This window comes from Profundibacter sp. (assembly GCF_056498605.1).
In genome coordinates this window covers 1-14329 of the sequence record NZ_JBSMEZ010000037.1, presented here as the reverse complement: position 1 = coordinate 14329, position 14329 = coordinate 1, and the positions used below count along the sequence as shown (strand labels likewise).

General features: G+C 54.9%; 13 protein-coding genes and 1 pseudogene. 7 read left to right on the top strand and 7 right to left on the bottom strand.

Translation table 11 applies throughout. The features are described 5' to 3' along the window. Positions 1-11: 11 nt before the first annotated feature. The gene (locus ACWB12_RS04240; RefSeq protein WP_479528821.1) at positions 12-1049 is read right to left on the bottom strand and encodes a rod shape-determining protein; all 1038 of its coding nucleotides are present in this window, start codon (positions 1047-1049) and stop codon (positions 12-14) included. A 301-nt stretch (positions 1050-1350) separates the two neighbouring features. Further along, a complete protein-coding gene (locus ACWB12_RS04235; protein ID WP_479528820.1) occupies positions 1351-2892 on the bottom strand; it encodes a 2-isopropylmalate synthase in 1542 nt (513 codons plus the stop codon). A gap of 345 nt (positions 2893-3237) precedes the next feature. On the opposite strand from ACWB12_RS04235, the gene ACWB12_RS04230 reads away from it, so the two are divergent. Then, the gene (locus ACWB12_RS04230; RefSeq protein WP_479528819.1) at positions 3238-4509 is read left to right on the top strand and encodes an NAD(P)/FAD-dependent oxidoreductase; all 1272 of its coding nucleotides are present in this window, start codon (positions 3238-3240) and stop codon (positions 4507-4509) included. A gap of 37 nt (positions 4510-4546) precedes the next feature. Here the strand turns inward: ACWB12_RS04230 and ACWB12_RS04225 are convergent. Beyond that, a pseudogene (locus ACWB12_RS04225) lies at positions 4547-5449 on the bottom strand (LysR family transcriptional regulator). A 90-nt stretch (positions 5450-5539) separates the two neighbouring features. Here ACWB12_RS04225 and ACWB12_RS04220 point away from each other — a divergent pair. After that, positions 5540-6130 (top strand): NAD(P)-dependent alcohol dehydrogenase, encoded by a 591-nt coding sequence (locus ACWB12_RS04220; protein ID WP_479528818.1) that lies wholly within the window; start codon positions 5540-5542, stop codon positions 6128-6130. After that, positions 6127-6519 (top strand): zinc-binding dehydrogenase, encoded by a 393-nt coding sequence (locus tag ACWB12_RS04215; RefSeq protein ID WP_479528817.1) that lies wholly within the window; start codon positions 6127-6129, stop codon positions 6517-6519. Before ACWB12_RS04220 ends, ACWB12_RS04215 begins: the two co-directional genes overlap by 4 nt. Before the next feature lie 3 nt (positions 6520-6522). Here ACWB12_RS04215 and ACWB12_RS04210 read toward each other — a convergent pair whose 3' ends face one another. Both ACWB12_RS04210 and ACWB12_RS04205 read right to left on the bottom strand, forming a co-directional pair. Beyond that, entirely contained in the window at positions 6523-7032 is a 510-nt protein-coding gene (locus ACWB12_RS04210) for a DUF4453 domain-containing protein (RefSeq protein WP_479528816.1), read from the bottom strand. A gap of 88 nt (positions 7033-7120) precedes the next feature. Beyond that, on the bottom strand, positions 7121-8590 hold the full coding sequence (locus tag ACWB12_RS04205; protein WP_479528840.1) for an MORN repeat-containing protein: 1470 nt from the start codon (positions 8588-8590) through the stop codon (positions 7121-7123). A gap of 155 nt (positions 8591-8745) precedes the next feature. On the opposite strand from ACWB12_RS04205, the gene ACWB12_RS04200 reads away from it, so the two are divergent. After that, positions 8746-10407, top strand: coding sequence for an NAD+ synthase (locus ACWB12_RS04200; RefSeq protein ID WP_479528815.1), 1662 nt, complete (start codon positions 8746-8748; stop codon positions 10405-10407). Here ACWB12_RS04200 and soxR read toward each other — a convergent pair. Then, positions 10404-10865, bottom strand: a complete 462-nt coding sequence (soxR, locus tag ACWB12_RS04195) for a redox-sensitive transcriptional activator SoxR (RefSeq protein WP_479528814.1) — start codon at positions 10863-10865, stop codon at positions 10404-10406. The two genes, ACWB12_RS04200 and soxR, sit on opposite strands and share 4 nt — an antisense overlap. Positions 10866-10946: 81 nt before the next feature. Here soxR and ACWB12_RS04190 point away from each other — a divergent pair, with 81 nt between their 5' ends. Next, entirely contained in the window at positions 10947-11330 is a 384-nt protein-coding gene (locus tag ACWB12_RS04190) for a VOC family protein (RefSeq protein WP_479528813.1), read from the top strand. Between the two features lie 6 nt (positions 11331-11336). Here ACWB12_RS04190 and ACWB12_RS04185 read toward each other — a convergent pair whose 3' ends face one another. Then, on the bottom strand, positions 11337-12272 hold the full coding sequence (locus tag ACWB12_RS04185) for an MBL fold metallo-hydrolase (protein WP_479528812.1): 936 nt from the start codon (positions 12270-12272) through the stop codon (positions 11337-11339). 168 nt (positions 12273-12440) lie between these two features. Here ACWB12_RS04185 and gltX point away from each other — a divergent pair, with 168 nt between their 5' ends. Together gltX and ACWB12_RS04175 are read left to right on the top strand one after the other, a co-directional pair. After that, a complete protein-coding gene (gltX, locus tag ACWB12_RS04180) occupies positions 12441-13763 on the top strand; it encodes a glutamate--tRNA ligase (protein ID WP_479528811.1) in 1323 nt (440 codons plus the stop codon). 126 nt (positions 13764-13889) lie between these two features. Next, complete coding sequence (locus ACWB12_RS04175; protein ID WP_479528810.1) at positions 13890-14285, top strand: BrnA antitoxin family protein; 396 nt, start codon at positions 13890-13892, stop codon at positions 14283-14285. Positions 14286-14329 lie beyond the last annotated feature (44 nt).

Sequence of the window (14329 nt, the reverse complement as noted above, 5' to 3'; positions counted from 1 at the left end):
CCATGCGCGGATTAGCTGTCGTAATCAATTACATGGCGCAGCTGTTTTTCATACTCTAGCGCCTTGCCGGTCCCAAGTGCCACACAATTCAGGGATTCATCGGCAATCGAAATCGCCAATCCGGTTTGTTCACGCAATGCCAGATCTAGTTCACCCAGCAACGCCCCGCCACCGGTCAGCATCACGCCGCGATCGACAATGTCGGCGGCCAGATCGGGCGGGGTTGCCTCAAGCGCAGTCATCACCGCTTCGCAAATTTGCTGCACGGGTTCGGCCAAGGCTTCGGCGATTTGGGCCTGATTGACTTCGGTTTCTTTCGGCACACCATTCAGCAGGTCGCGGCCGCGAATTTGCATTGATGATCCACGCCCGTCATCGGGCATCCGTGCGGTGCCGATGGATGTTTTGATCCGCTCGGCAGTGGTTTCGCCAACCAGTAGGTTATGCTGGCGACGCAGATAGCTGATGATCGCCTCGTCCATACGGTCACCACCCACACGCACAGACCGCGCATAAACGATGTCGCCCAGCGACAGAACTGCAACCTCGGTGGTGCCGCCGCCGATATCGACAACCATGTTACCTGTTGGATCAGTGATCGGCATACCGGCCCCGATAGCAGCGGCAATCGGTTCGGCAATCAGGCCGGCGCGACGGGCACCGGCAGACAGAACCGACTGGCGGATCGCACGTTTTTCAACGGGGGTCGCGCCGTGGGGCACGCAAACAATGATCTTCGGTTTTGAAAATGTGCTGCGTTTATGAACCTTGCGAATGAAATACTTGATCATTTCCTCGGCGGTATCAAAATCGGCGATCACCCCTTCGCGCATCGGGCGGATCGCCTCGATGCTGCCCGGGGTGCGGCCCAGCATCAGTTTGGCATCCTCGCCAACGGCCAGCACCTTTTTCACACCATCCTTGACGTGATAGGCCACCACAGATGGTTCGTTCAAAACGACGCCCTTGCCTTTGACGTAGACCAGCGTGTTCGCTGTGCCCAGATCAATTGCCATGTCGGACGAAAACAGACCCGATAGAATAGCCATGCGTTAAGCTTCCCGCTTGAGTAACAGAATTATGCCTGCGATTCTTTCGATCAAAGGCGAAGGGTTCTTATAGGCGGGGGGCATAGGGGCGGTAAAGGGGGCTGGGCTTGATGTCAGCACCTTTTTGCCTTTCCGCATGTAGCCAGCAAGGCTATTCAAAATTTGTGGTAAGAGGAATTGTTGTAAATAACCTAGGTGGCGTTTGTGGATGGGGTAAATACTATGGAAAATGTTCGAATTTCACAATTTGCACTTACCCCGACGTTGCATGAAAAAAACTTAGCGGCTATGGTCTTGGGCGTTACGCTGGCTTGGTCTTTTGCCGACGCACCAGCAGTTTGTTCAGCGCGTTGATATAAGCCTTTGCCGAGGCCACGACCGTATCAGTATCGGCTGATTGCCCCATAGCGATTTTGCCGTCTTCTTCCATGCGCACGCTAACTGTTGCCTGCGCATCTGTGCCTTCGGTCACAGCGTGCACTTGATAAAGTTGCAAACGCGCTTCATGCGGGAACAACGCCTTGACCGCGTTGAACGCCGCATCAACAGGGCCGTCACCCGTGGTCGAAACCTCGTGCTCAACTCCGTCAACCATCAACGTCATGTCGGCGGTTTGCGGCCCTTCGGTGCCACAAACAACGCGCAGGTGTTTCATCTGGATATGGTCGTGCACCGCATCAGATGAACTGTCGCGCATCAGCGCCAGCAAATCATCCTCGAATATTTCCTTCTTGCGATCCGCCAGCGCCTTGAAACGCACGAACACGTCTTTCAACTGGTTATCCGCTAGATCATGACCCAGATCTTTTAACTTGGCCCTTAACGCCGCACGGCCCGAATGCTTGCCCATCACCAGATTGGTTTCCGACAGGCCCACATCCTCGGGGCGCATGATCTCGAATGTTTCGGCGTTTTTCAGCATCCCATCCTGATGGATGCCGCTTTCATGGGCAAAGGCGTTTTTTCCGACGATGGCTTTGTTATATTGCACCGGAAAACCGGACACCGTGGCGACCATGCGGGACAGGTTCATGATCTTGGTGGTGTCGATCCGGTTGCGGTATGGCATGATATCATTGCGCACCTTCATCGCCATCACCACTTCTTCCAAGGCGGTGTTGCCCGCGCGCTCGCCCAGACCGTTGATGGTGCATTCAATCTGGCGCGCACCAGCATTAACGGCCGCCAATGAATTGGCGGTCGCCATGCCCAGATCGTTGTGGCAGTGGGTAGCAAAGATAATGCTATCAGCGCCGGGCACCCGGTCCAGCAACATGCGGATCAGGTCGGCACTTTCTGCGGGCGCGGTATAACCTACAGTATCGGGGATGTTGATCGTGGTGGCACCCGCCTTGATGGCGATCTCGACCACGCGGCACAGGTAATCATCCTCGGTGCGGGTCGCATCCATCGGCGACCACTGGATGTTGTCGCACAGGTTGCGGGCGTGGGTGACGGTTTCATGAATCACATCGGCCATTTCGTCCATGTCAAGATTGGGAATGGCGCGGTGCAGCGGCGATGTGCCAATAAAGGTGTGGATGCGTGGTTGGGCGGCAAATTTCACCGCCTCCCAGCAGCGATCAATATCGCCGATTTTAGCGCGGGCCAGCCCGCAAATCACCGAATTCACGCTGCGCACGGAAATCTCTTTGACGGCCTCGAAATCGCCCTCGGATGCTATCGGAAAACCCGCCTCGATCACGTCCACGCCCATCTCATCAAGCAAGGTGGCGATCTCCAGCTTTTCGTCATGGGTCATGGTAGCGCCGGGCGATTGCTCGCCATCACGCAAGGTGGTGTCGAATATAATTACGCGGTCCTGTTCGGATGTATCAGTCATATCTGAAATCTTTCGTATGTGTGTCTTAGCCTTAGGGTGAAGCGGCGCGTCCTGTCTCCTCTGAGCGGTCGCGCCAGTCCGGCACGCTCAGAGGCGGCTAAGCAGTAGGATCGACGAAAGCAGCAGGCCAGTAGGGCGGGCTGCGATATCATGGGTGATATGTCCAATGTTCGTCATCACGGGCGACTATATGAGCGGGAAATTGAAAAGAAAACCCCTGTAATATGATTTCACGATAGCGACAGATTGTTGCGGGAAACATTAAGAATATTGAATGTAATTACCTTTTTCGATATAGCAGACGGGATGAGAATTCAGAAAACTGAGTCTAATGGGGAGTAATCTATGACACATGTAGTTGTATTGGGGGCCGGTTTAGGCGGCGCCATACAAGCGTATGAATTACGCGAAACACTGGCAAAAAGCGATAAAATAACGGTTATATCGAATAAATCGTATTTTCAATTCACACCATCCAACCCGTGGGCGGGTGTTGGCTGGCGTAAAAAGAAAGACCTGATTGTCGAGCTGGAACCCGTGATGAACAAGCGGGGAATCGAATTTATTTGCGACGGTGCAAAGAAGCTGAAGCCAGAGGATAACACCATCGTTCTGGATAGCGGGCGCGAGGTAACTTACGATTATCTGGTGATTGCAACCGGCCCTGATCTGGCTTTTGACGAGATTGAGGGTTTCGGCCCCGATGCGTTTACGTCTTCGGTCTGTCATGTGGAACACGCGGAAATTTCCGGCGACAACTGGGATGCGTTCTGCGAAAACCCTGGTCCGATTGTGGTTGGTGCCGTTCAGGGTGCGTCCTGTTTTGGCCCCGCCTATGAATACCTGCTGACCATTGAAACCGATCTGCGTCGCCGCAAAATCCGCCACAAGGTTCCGATGACGTTCGTGACCTCCGAACCTTATATCGGCCACCTTGGTCTGGGCGGTGTGGGCGATACCAAAGGGATGCTCGAATCCGCCATGCGGGATCGCGATATCAAATGGGTCACCAACTCCAAGGTCGACAAATTTGAAGAAGGCAAAGTGTTCTTCACCGAGGTGAATGAAGACGGATCCGAAAAAGCCAAGCATGAAGAAGAATTTGGCTATTCGATGTTCCTGCCAGCCTTCCGCGGCATTCCTGCGTTGATGGGGTTGGAAGGGCTGGTAAATCCGCGCGGTTTTGTCATCGTTGATGAATTCCAGCGCAATCCGAAATACCAGAACATCTTTGCCATCGGCGTTTGTATCGCCATTGCGCCACCAGTGATCACGCCGGTGCCAACGGGTGTGCCCAAAACCGGTTTCATGATTGAAAGCATGGTCACGGCGACGGCGCACAACATCCCTGATGCGATCGCGGGCAAAGAACCAAAAGAGATGGCCACCTGGAATGCGTTCTGTCTGGCCGACTTTGGTAACCGTGGCTTTGCCTTCCTTGCGATGCCGCAAAACCCGCCGCGCAACAAAAACTGGACCTCTAGCGGGCGTTGGGTGCATTGGGCCAAGTTGGCGTTTGAATGGTATTTCATCCGCAAAGTGAAAAAAGGCGTGTCCGAGCCTTGGTATGAAAAGCAGATCATGAAGATGCTGAAAATCACCAAATTGCAGAAATAGCGATCAAAGCGGGGCCCCACAGCGGGCCCCGTTTTTGTTAGGGCTGCGCCAATTCTTTCGCCAGCAGATCAAACACCACCCTGATGCGCCGGCTGGTGTTCAACTCGCGATGCGCCACCAGCCAGATCGGGAATGTGATTGGGGTAAGGTCGGGCAGCACCTGCTTTACCAGCGGTTCTGCATCGCCAATGGTGGCGTCTATAATGCCAATCCCCAAACCCTGCTTCACCAAGGCCCACATCACGGTGTAGTTTTCCGAAATGATCGGAAAGTTATCCTGACTTATATTCAAGCCAAGCGCATTTAGCCCTGTTACCATCGCAGTGCTGCGATCAATTCCAATGAAGGCAGCGTTTTGCAAATCGTTAGGTGTTGTCGGATTGGCGATGCTTGTTAGATAATCGGGGGTCGCATATAGCCGTGCGGCGGCATCCCCTACCTTTTTGGCGATCAAGTCCGGCTCTGTCGGGCGGAAATGCCGGATGGCAATATCAGCCTCGCGGCGGCGCAGGTCGCTGGCGGTGTTTTCGGCGACCATCTCGATGGTGATACCGGGGTGGGTGCGCCGCAATTTGGCGATGATTGGCGGTAGCAACACGGTCGCATAGACATCGCTGGTGGTGATGCAGACATTGCCGTTGATAGATTGTGATTGCCCTGCGGCGGATTACGAGACCCGACCCGCCGCATCCCCCATCGAGCGAACATGGTCCAACAGCTCCAGCCCGCTGGCGGTCAGCGCCAGCCCGCGTCCAACCCGTTGAAACAGCACCACGCCCAGTTCCTGTTCCAACGCATCTACCTGTCGGCCTAACGTGGGTTGCGCCAACCCCAGCGCCCGCGCCGCCGCCGATAATGAGCCTTCTTCGGCAGTTACCAGAAAGGCCCGCGCACGGTTCCAGTCAAATTTTACAGAACGCCAATCCATGCATATTTGCATATCATTATGCCGAATTTAGTCAATTTATTTTTGTAAAATGCATGGGTAATGAGTGGCAACCCACCTATCGCAAATTAGGAACCCAGAATTATGAAAGCTGCCATCTTTACCGATTACGGCCCCGCCGATGTGCTTGAGATCAAAGACATTGCAACGCCAACGCCCAAAGATAACGAGGTTCTGGTGCAAGTTCACGCCACCACTGTCACCCCCGTCGATTGTTCGTTTCGTGCGGGTGATCCTTGCATCGTGCGGCTGTATCTGGGGCTGCTGCGTCCTAAAAAGACAATTCTGGGCACCGAACTGGCGGGTGTGGTTGTGGCGGTTGGCAAGGATGTGACGCGGTTTGGCGTAGGTGATCAGGTGTTTGCCGCCCCTGCGGATGGCACGGGGGCGCATGCTGAGTATATCTGCCTGCCTTCCGAAGGCGCAATCGCGACCATACCGGAAAGTATGACGCTGGAGCAGGCCGCGACCATCTGCAACGGCGGGCTAACCGCGCTGCCGTTTCTGCGCGACCACGGCAAGATCAGGCGCGGGGACAAGGTTTTGATTATTGGCGCGTCCGGCTCTATCGGTACCATCGCAGTGCAGCTTGCCAAACACTTTGGCGCGCATGTGACGGGGTGTGCAGCACTTCAAATATCGAGCTGGTCAAATCACTGGGGGCGGACCTTGTGATTGATTATACGGTTGATGATTTCACCACGCAGGCCGAAACTTATGACATTGTTTTCGATACGGTCGCCAAAAGCAGTTTTGCGCAGGCCAAGTGCTCGTTGGTTCAGGACGGCGTTTATCTGGTCACCGCCCCTTCATTTTCGACTGTGTTTCGCATGTTATGGACATCGGCATTCGGTGGAAAACGCGCGGTTATGGCGGCCACCGGATTGCGACCTGCCAAGGATCAGGTGGAGGATATGGAAATTCTGAAAGGGATGTTCAATGCGGGAACTCTTAGGACGATCATTGATCGGGCCTATCCGCTCATAGATATCGCCTCGGCGCACACCTATGTCGAGGCGGGGCACAAGAAGGGGAATGTGGTGGTTACTATCGACTCGCGATAACGATTATCCCGCATAAGCCTCGCAGCTGTGTTCATCAAAACTGGCTTTATACCACCCTACCGCTGTCCATCCTTGAGCGTTTCCGATTAGTGAAAAACTCCAGCCATTCCAGTCCAGATGGCCGTCTGTGATTAAATCTCCGGCTCGGGCCACTCCGATGTGGCGGGCGCTTTTCCACGGGGAGGAATATAGCGGGATGTCGGCACCAAGATAGCCAATACAAATGCCGGTCCCGCCGTCTGTTGCTGGTTGGAAGTCCAGCTGCTCACGCAAATCCATTGCCTCTAAATCCAAAGATTGGTTTGAGGTATCAACATTGCAAACATCATAAAACCCGCTAGGGTAGCCCTGCTCAAGTTTGATAATTTCTGCGATTTTCGTTTCGACTGCGCGGGACAGAACAGGTTTTTTCGTAGTGCAATCCGAGTTGTCAAAGGTGGCTTTACCCAGGGGAGTTGCAAAGCAATACCCAGCCTGATCCAACAATCGCATTGCGAGAAAACCACAGATCATTGCAGGGATCTTCTATGTCGGCAAAGACGGGCGTTGCGGCCAACAGGCCGGTTACGAATAAACACTGTTTTATCATTGAAGACGTCCGCTAGTTCGAGCTGCCTTCGGTAGGTTGCTCTGTGGTCTCTGCATCCGGCGCAACAGTGTCATCACCCTCCGCCGGTGCCAATGCGCCGTTTTGCCAGTTGCCCGTGGATTCCTGGCCCGTTGCCGCATAGCGCATGGTGCCTTGCCCCTGACGTTTTCCTGCCGCGAACATGCCCTCGTAAACGTCGCCGTTAACGTAGGTTGCAATGCCTTTGCCATCAAATTTTCCGGCCTTCCAGTCGCCTGCATATTTGAACCCGTCCGCCATGACCATTTCGCCCTGACCTTCGCGCCGGCCATTCACGAAACCGCCGGTATAGGTTGCCCCATCCTCATAGGTGGCAGTTCCGGTGCCATGGCGTTGGCCGTTTATCCAACCACCATCGTATTGATACCCGTTCGGCTCGGTCGTTTTGCCCTGACCGTGAAATTTCGCATCCCGAAATTCGCCCTCGTAGACCATCCCGTTCTTATAGCGCGCGATACCCTTGCCTTCGGTCACACCCGCCACCCAGCCGCCCTCGTAGCTGCCGCCATCAGGATAGCTAATTTTGCCAACGCCGTCGGGCACGCTGTCTTTGAACTGGCCGGTATAGACTGACCCGTCAGGGTAAGTGGCCTCGCCCGTGCCCTCGATGCGCCCATCAATCCATCCACCAATATATTGATAGCCATCGGTGCTGATAAAGGTGCCTTGGCCGTGGCGGTTATCATTGGTGAAGCCGCCATCATAGCTGTCGCCGTTGACATAGATCATACGCCCCGTCCCATGCCGTTTGCTGTCCACAAAGCTGCCATTGTAAATATCGCCGTTTGGCAGAGTCAGCTTGCCGTTGCCGTTGAATTTGCTGTCTTTCCAGTCGCAGACATAGGTTGTCCCGTCGGTCATTGTCAGGGTTCCCGCGCCTTCGCGGTTTCCGTTGACCAATGTGCCCTCGTAGACGGATTTATCGGGATAGGTGATCTTGCCTGTCCCTTCCTTGATGCCATTGGCCCACTCGCCTTGATAGACATAGCCATTCGGGCTTTTCATTGTGCCGACACCGTGGTGCAGCGCATTGCGAAAACCGCCCTCGTATTGCACGCCGTTGGCATAAATCCGGATGCCGTTGCCGGTGATTATACCGTTGACCCAGTCACCCTCGTAACTGCCGCCATCGGCAAAGACGATTTTGCCAAAACCTTCGGGTTTTCCTTTGATGAATGTGCCGGTATAGACCGAACCGTTCGGAAACTTGGCCGTGCCCTGACCCCTGATTTCACCATCCATCCATTCGCCGCTATATTCATAGCCGCTGGGCAAACGATAGGTGCCGGTGCCGTGCTGCTTGCCGTCCTTGAACGTGCCCTCATAGATGCCGCCATCATCGTATTGCTTGGTTTCAACAGCACCGGTGTTCTGGGCAATACCCATGCTTGTGGCCGCTATAGTTAGCGCCAATCCGGTGGTTGCGGCACGAAAACTCTTCATCGCTGCTTTGGTTGTAAACACATCAGCCCCCTATGTCTGTTGGTTAAGGAACTTAGTAGAGCGCGGTGGCCCTGACAACGTCTTTCGCGCGGTTGTGGCTTTCACTTCGGCGTAACTCTGCTAATAAATCCTAATATGAATAGTAGGAAACGCATATGTCTGACAAATTTCGCCTGACGCTGGCACAGCTAAACCCGATTGTTGGGGCGTTGAAAGATAACGCTGCCAAGGCGTTTGATGCGTGGGAACAGGGCCGCGATGCAGGGGCCGATATGGTGGCCCTGACCGAAATGTTCATCACCGGATATCAAGTGCAGGATCTGGTGATGAAACCCGCGTTCACGGCGGATGCGATGGCGCATATTGACCAGTTGGCGCTGGATTGCGCCGATGGTCCGGCGCTGGGCATTGGTGGACCGTATGCTGTCGGGGACAAATTGTATAACGCCTATTACATCCTAGAAGGCGGTAAAATAACTGCCCGCGTTCTGAAACAGAAATTGCCCAATGAAACCGTGTTTGACGAGGTGCGCCTATATGATGTGGGCCCCGACCAAGGACCGTATTCTGTAGGGCCACTGCGGATCGGCTCACCCATTTGCGAGGATGCTTGGCACGCAGAAGAGGTCTGCGAAACACTGGCCGAAACCGGTGCTGAAATCCTGCTGGTGCCCAACGGGTCGCCCTATTACCGCGATAAACTGGCGGTGAGGATGAACCATATGGTGGCCCGCGTGGTCGAAACCGGCCTGCCACTGGTCTATCTGAACATGATCGGCGGGCAGGATGATCAGGTGTTTGACGGGGCGTCATTCGTGCTGAACCCCGGCGGTGGGCTGGCCGTGCAAATGCCCTCCTTTGACGAGGTGATCACCCATGTCGATTTTGTGCGCACCGCTGATGGCTGGCGGGCGCAAACGGGCGATCTGGCCCCGCAGCCTGATGCGTGGGAGCAGGACTACCACGTTATGGTGATGGCGCTGCGCGACTACATGCGTAAAACGGGGTTCAAAAAGATACTGCTGGGCATGTCCGGCGGCATCGACAGCGCGATTGTGGCCACCATCGCCACCGATGCGCTGGGCGCTGAAAACGTGCGCTGTGTGATGCTGCCCTCGGAATACACCTCTGAATCTTCGTTGACCGACGCCAAGGAGATCGCCGAGAACCTAGGATGCAGCTATGATTTTGTGCCGATTGCCGAAGGACGCGTGGCGATCACCAATACGCTTGCGCCGCTGTTTGCAGGCACGGATACAGACACCACCGAGGAAAACATCCAGTCGCGCCTGCGCGGGTTGTTGTTGATGGCGCTGTCCAATAAATTCGGTGAAATGCTGCTGACCACGGGCAATAAATCCGAGGTTGCCGTGGGCTATGCCACCATCTACGGCGACATGGCGGGTGGGTATAACCCGATCAAAGATATGTATAAAACCCGCGTGTTTGAAACGTGTCGGTGGCGCAATGCCAATCACCGCGACTGGATGATGGGGCCATCCGGCGAAGTGATCCCGCCGCGGGTGATCGACAAACCGCCCACGGCTGAATTACGTGAAGATCAGCGCGATGACGATAATCTGCCGCCCTATGACATTCTGGACGCTATCCTGAAAGGGTTGGTGGATGATGAAAAATCAGTGGCCGAACTGGTGGCCGACGGGTTTGCGCGCGATGTGGTCAAGAAGGTCGAGCACCTGCTCTACATATCGGAATACAAACGCTTCCAATCCGCTCCTGGCCCGCGTTTGACCATGCGGTCCTTCTGGCTGGATCGGCGCTATCCGATTGTGAACCGGTGGCGGGACAAAATCTAATCCAGATCCGCAGGTCGGTCCCCCATCACATAGCGCGGCCCTGGTCCAAGGCGGGCGGCGCGGTCATTGGCGTTATACAGACTGCATTTCTTTAGGGACAGGCAGCCGCAACCGATGCAGCCGTCCAGATTGTCGCGCAACTGTTCCAGTGTCTGGATTTGTTCATCCAGCGTCGCGCGAAACTGGCGGCTGATCTTTTCCCAATCGCGTTTTGTCGGGGTGCGCCCCTCGGGCAGGCTGGCCATCAAGGCGCTGATCTTGGGCAAAGTAAAGCCGAACTGCTGGGCGATTTTAACGAATGACAGACGCCGGATGTCAGAGCGCAGGAACCGCCGTTGCCCACCGGCATTGCGGGCAGGGCGGATCAATCCTTGGGTCTCGTAATAACGGATAGCTGACACCGCCAGTCCGGTGCGCCGTGCCAACTGACCGATGGTTAGGGCGTCTGTGCTGCGCATATCCAGCTCCTGAAAATAAGTCTTGACCTAAAGTTAGCTTTAGGAATTACAAAAGTAAAATCAACAATGAAAGGAAATTAAATGTCCGAGTCATATCTGGAACATGTCAACATCACCGTTAGCAACCCGCAGGAAACAGCAGCGCTTTACTGCCAGTTGTTCGGTTGGAAAATTCGCTGGCAAGGCGACTCAATTCATGGTGGCACCAGCATTCATGTGGGCGGCAAAAACAGCTATGTCGCGGTCTACTCAAAGGGAGATACCACGCAAACCCCTGACAGCTATTCCCATGTTGGCGGGATGAACCACATCGCGGTTGTGGTCGATGATCTAGATGTGGTCGAGGCGAGAGTAAAAGCCGCTGGTTTCACGCCGCGATCACACGCAGATTACGAGCCTGGGCGGCGGTTTTATTTTGATGACGCGGATGCGGTCGAGGTCGAAGTGGTGTCTTACCTAGCGTGATCCGGATCACTCCATCATCAACTGGTAACTTGCCGGAACGTATTGAAACCCGTCATCGCGGGCCTCGACATATCCCAATGCGGGCCATGGCATGTGGTATCCGATGAACGGCAATTTGTTGGCGGATAGCATGCCGAACATCTGCCGCCGTGTGGCAGCGGCGGCGGCTTTGTCCATGTCAAAGCGCACCTCCCAATCGGGATAGGCCAGCGACCATACATAGTGATTGGCACTGTCCACAATCAGCACCAATTGCTGCCCGTCGCTTTCCAGCATATAGGCCATGTGGCCGGGGGTATGGCCAAAGGCGGGGATGGATGTAATGCCTGATGCGACTGAATGGCCACCGTCGATGAACTCCATTTTCTCGTTCAATGGCACCACGTTTTCCTCAAACTTTTCATTGCCGGAAAAGGACCAGTGATTGTGCTCTTCTGCCCCCGTTACATAGCGCGCATTGGGAAATGTTTCGCCGCCCCGCATCATTAAGCCGCCAATATGGTCAGGGTGCATGTGGGTGATAACAACCACGTCGATTTGGTCGTTATTGATACCAGCCTGACTGAGCGCCGAGGTAATTCCTGTGCCGTTTAATCCGGTGTCAAACAAGACCAGTTCGCTGCCGGTATTGACCACTGTCGGGGTAAAGAAAAACTGCGCCTTGTCGGCGGAGATACTTGCGCCAGCCGAGACACGGGCGAATTCTTCATCCGAAATATTGGTTCCGAAAATGCTGTGCACATCGGGGAAGGTGCGGGTTCCTGCCAAAAGGGCTGTCACTTCGAAACTACCCAGCTTGAAGCGGTTAAACCGTGTGGTTTGCATGCCCAACATGGGGGCCGCGGCCAGTGCGGGGTTTGCGGTGGAAATCAATCCGCCCGCAAGGGGTAAAGACAATCCCGCAAGAATTGCAGATCTGCGTGTGTATGGTTTTTGTATCATTTGATGGTCCTCCGATCTTTGGCATATTACCACAAATGCGTTTTGAAAATGTGGTGTAACGATCGGGCTCGCGGTTTTGTGTTTGGCCTCGTTTTTCGCAGGCCCCTTTCGCATTTGTGTGAAACCGCTTAAAGAGCCTGATAAACCTGTAAGCATTGGACCATATTCATGACCACCACCCGTTTCGCCCCATCCCCGACCGGCTATATCCATGTTGGCAATCTGCGCACGGCGCTGATGAATTACCTGATTGCCCGCAAGGCTGGCGGAGCCTTTGTTTTAAGGCTGGATGATACTGATCCGGAGCGTTCTACACAGGAATATGCCGACGGGATCAAGCAGGATCTGGAGTGGTTGGGGTTGACGTGGGACCGGTTGGAAAAACAATCGGACCGGCTGGATCGGTACAACGCGGCGGCAGATGAGTTGCGGGCCAGCGGGCGCCTGTATGAGTGTTTCGAGACGCCGGTCGAGCTGGATTTGAAGCGCAAGAAGCTGCTGAATATGGGCAAGCCGCCGGTCTATGATCGTGCAGCGCTGGAGCTGTCTGATGCCGAGAAGAACAAGCTGCGCGAGGAGCGCGGGGTGGGGCATTGGCGCTTTAGGCTGGATCAGGAGCGGATTGAATTTTCCGACGGTATTCTGGGCGATTTGTCGATTGATGCAGCCTCCGTTTCGGACCCTGTTTTGATCCGAGGTGACGGGCAGTTTTTATACACGCTGGCATCGGTTTGTGATGACATAGATTATGGCATTACCGATGTTGTGCGCGGCTCGGACCATGTGACCAACACGGCGACACAAATCCAGATAATTCAGGCACTTGGCGGCACGGTTCCGTCGTTTGCGCATCACTCGTTATTGACGGGGCCGCAAGGTGAGGCGCTGTCAAAACGGCTGGGCACATTGGCGCTACGCGACCTGCGGGCGCAAGGGATTCAGCCGATGGCATTGCTGTCGCATATGGCGCGGATTGGCACGTCTGATCCGGTGGAATTGCGCAGTGATATGACCGAGCTTGTGGAGGGGTTTGACCTGTCACATTTCGGGGCGGCACCGACCAAATTCGATGTGGATGATCTGTTCCCGTTGACCGCACATTACAACCAAGCACTGGCGTTTGGCGACGTGGCTGATACCATCAAGGCGCTGGGGGTGCCGGATGATATGGCCGAAGCATTCTGGGCTGCAACACGTGCGAATATCACTGTGCTGGATGACCTGAAAGACTGGTGGGCGCTGTGCCGTGACGGGGCGGCGCCGATGGTGGATGACGAGGATAAAGAGTTCGTTGCGCAGGCAATGGCATTGCTGCCCGAGGGACCGTGGGATGCCACCACTTGGGGCGCATGGACCAAAGCGGTGAAAGAGGCCACGGGGCGCAAAGGGCGCGGGTTGTTCATGCCGTTAAGGAAGGCGCTGACCGGAATGGACCACGGGCCGGATATGTCGCATTTGTTGCCGCTGTTGCAGAATGTGAAGCGCGGGTAGGATTGCTGAAATACGGCGTATGGAAAGTGTATGGAAAGTGTATGGGTTTTATACATACGTTGCTATTACCGTTTTTTAATCAAATTTGAGTAGTATTCGCGGTGTTCCTAACCAAAGGATGCCCGAATGCCGCCGCCCAAAATGAACAAGACCCAAGTGAAGTATTTCCATTATATGACCGATGCGATGCAACGGCTGGAATGGGATATGCACAACACGATCTATCGGGCCGAGCGCATCCCGTCGATGTGGCGCGAGATTGCCAAGGACAAGGGGCGGGACAAAAAGATCAAAATCACCATCGGGGTCGAGGCGGGCATTGTGCGGTTCTTCAAATCCATGGGCAGTGGATACCAGAACCGGATGAATGATGTGATGAGCGCATGGGTACACGGACGGCTGGCGGGGGTGATCGAGGGGCCGGAAACGATGGATGAGTTTAAGTTCGAGATGTGTGAGGAAGACCCCAAATGGGAGTGGGGCGGGACGAAGGAGGCGATGCGGGGAATTCGGGAGGAGTGAGGTGGCCTGAAATTGCGCGCCCTAGGGGGGTGCTGAGTAATATG

Bases quoted from the DNA above. Each gene is read 5' to 3' on its own strand.
- ACWB12_RS04240 (WP_479528821.1), bottom strand. From the start codon at position 1,049: ATGGCTATTCTATCGGGTCTGTTTTCGTCCGACATGGCAATTGATCTG.
- ACWB12_RS04235 (WP_479528820.1), bottom strand. From the start codon at position 2,892: ATGACTGATACATCCGAACAGGACCGCGTAATTATATTCGACACCACC.
- ACWB12_RS04230 (WP_479528819.1), top strand. From the start codon at position 3,238: ATGACACATGTAGTTGTATTGGGGGCCGGTTTAGGCGGCGCCATACAA.
- ACWB12_RS04220 (WP_479528818.1), top strand. From the start codon at position 5,540: ATGAAAGCTGCCATCTTTACCGATTACGGCCCCGCCGATGTGCTTGAG.
- ACWB12_RS04210 (WP_479528816.1), bottom strand. From the start codon at position 7,032: ATGATCTGTGGTTTTCTCGCAATGCGATTGTTGGATCAGGCTGGGTAT.
- ACWB12_RS04205 (WP_479528840.1), bottom strand. From the start codon at position 8,590: ATGAAGAGTTTTCGTGCCGCAACCACCGGATTGGCGCTAACTATAGCG.
- ACWB12_RS04200 (WP_479528815.1), top strand. From the start codon at position 8,746: ATGTCTGACAAATTTCGCCTGACGCTGGCACAGCTAAACCCGATTGTT.
- soxR (WP_479528814.1), bottom strand. From the start codon at position 10,865: ATGCGCAGCACAGACGCCCTAACCATCGGTCAGTTGGCACGGCGCACC.
- ACWB12_RS04190 (WP_479528813.1), top strand. From the start codon at position 10,947: ATGTCCGAGTCATATCTGGAACATGTCAACATCACCGTTAGCAACCCG.
- ACWB12_RS04185 (WP_479528812.1), bottom strand. From the start codon at position 12,272: ATGATACAAAAACCATACACACGCAGATCTGCAATTCTTGCGGGATTG.
- gltX (WP_479528811.1), top strand. From the start codon at position 12,441: ATGACCACCACCCGTTTCGCCCCATCCCCGACCGGCTATATCCATGTT.
- ACWB12_RS04175 (WP_479528810.1), top strand. From the start codon at position 13,890: ATGCCGCCGCCCAAAATGAACAAGACCCAAGTGAAGTATTTCCATTAT.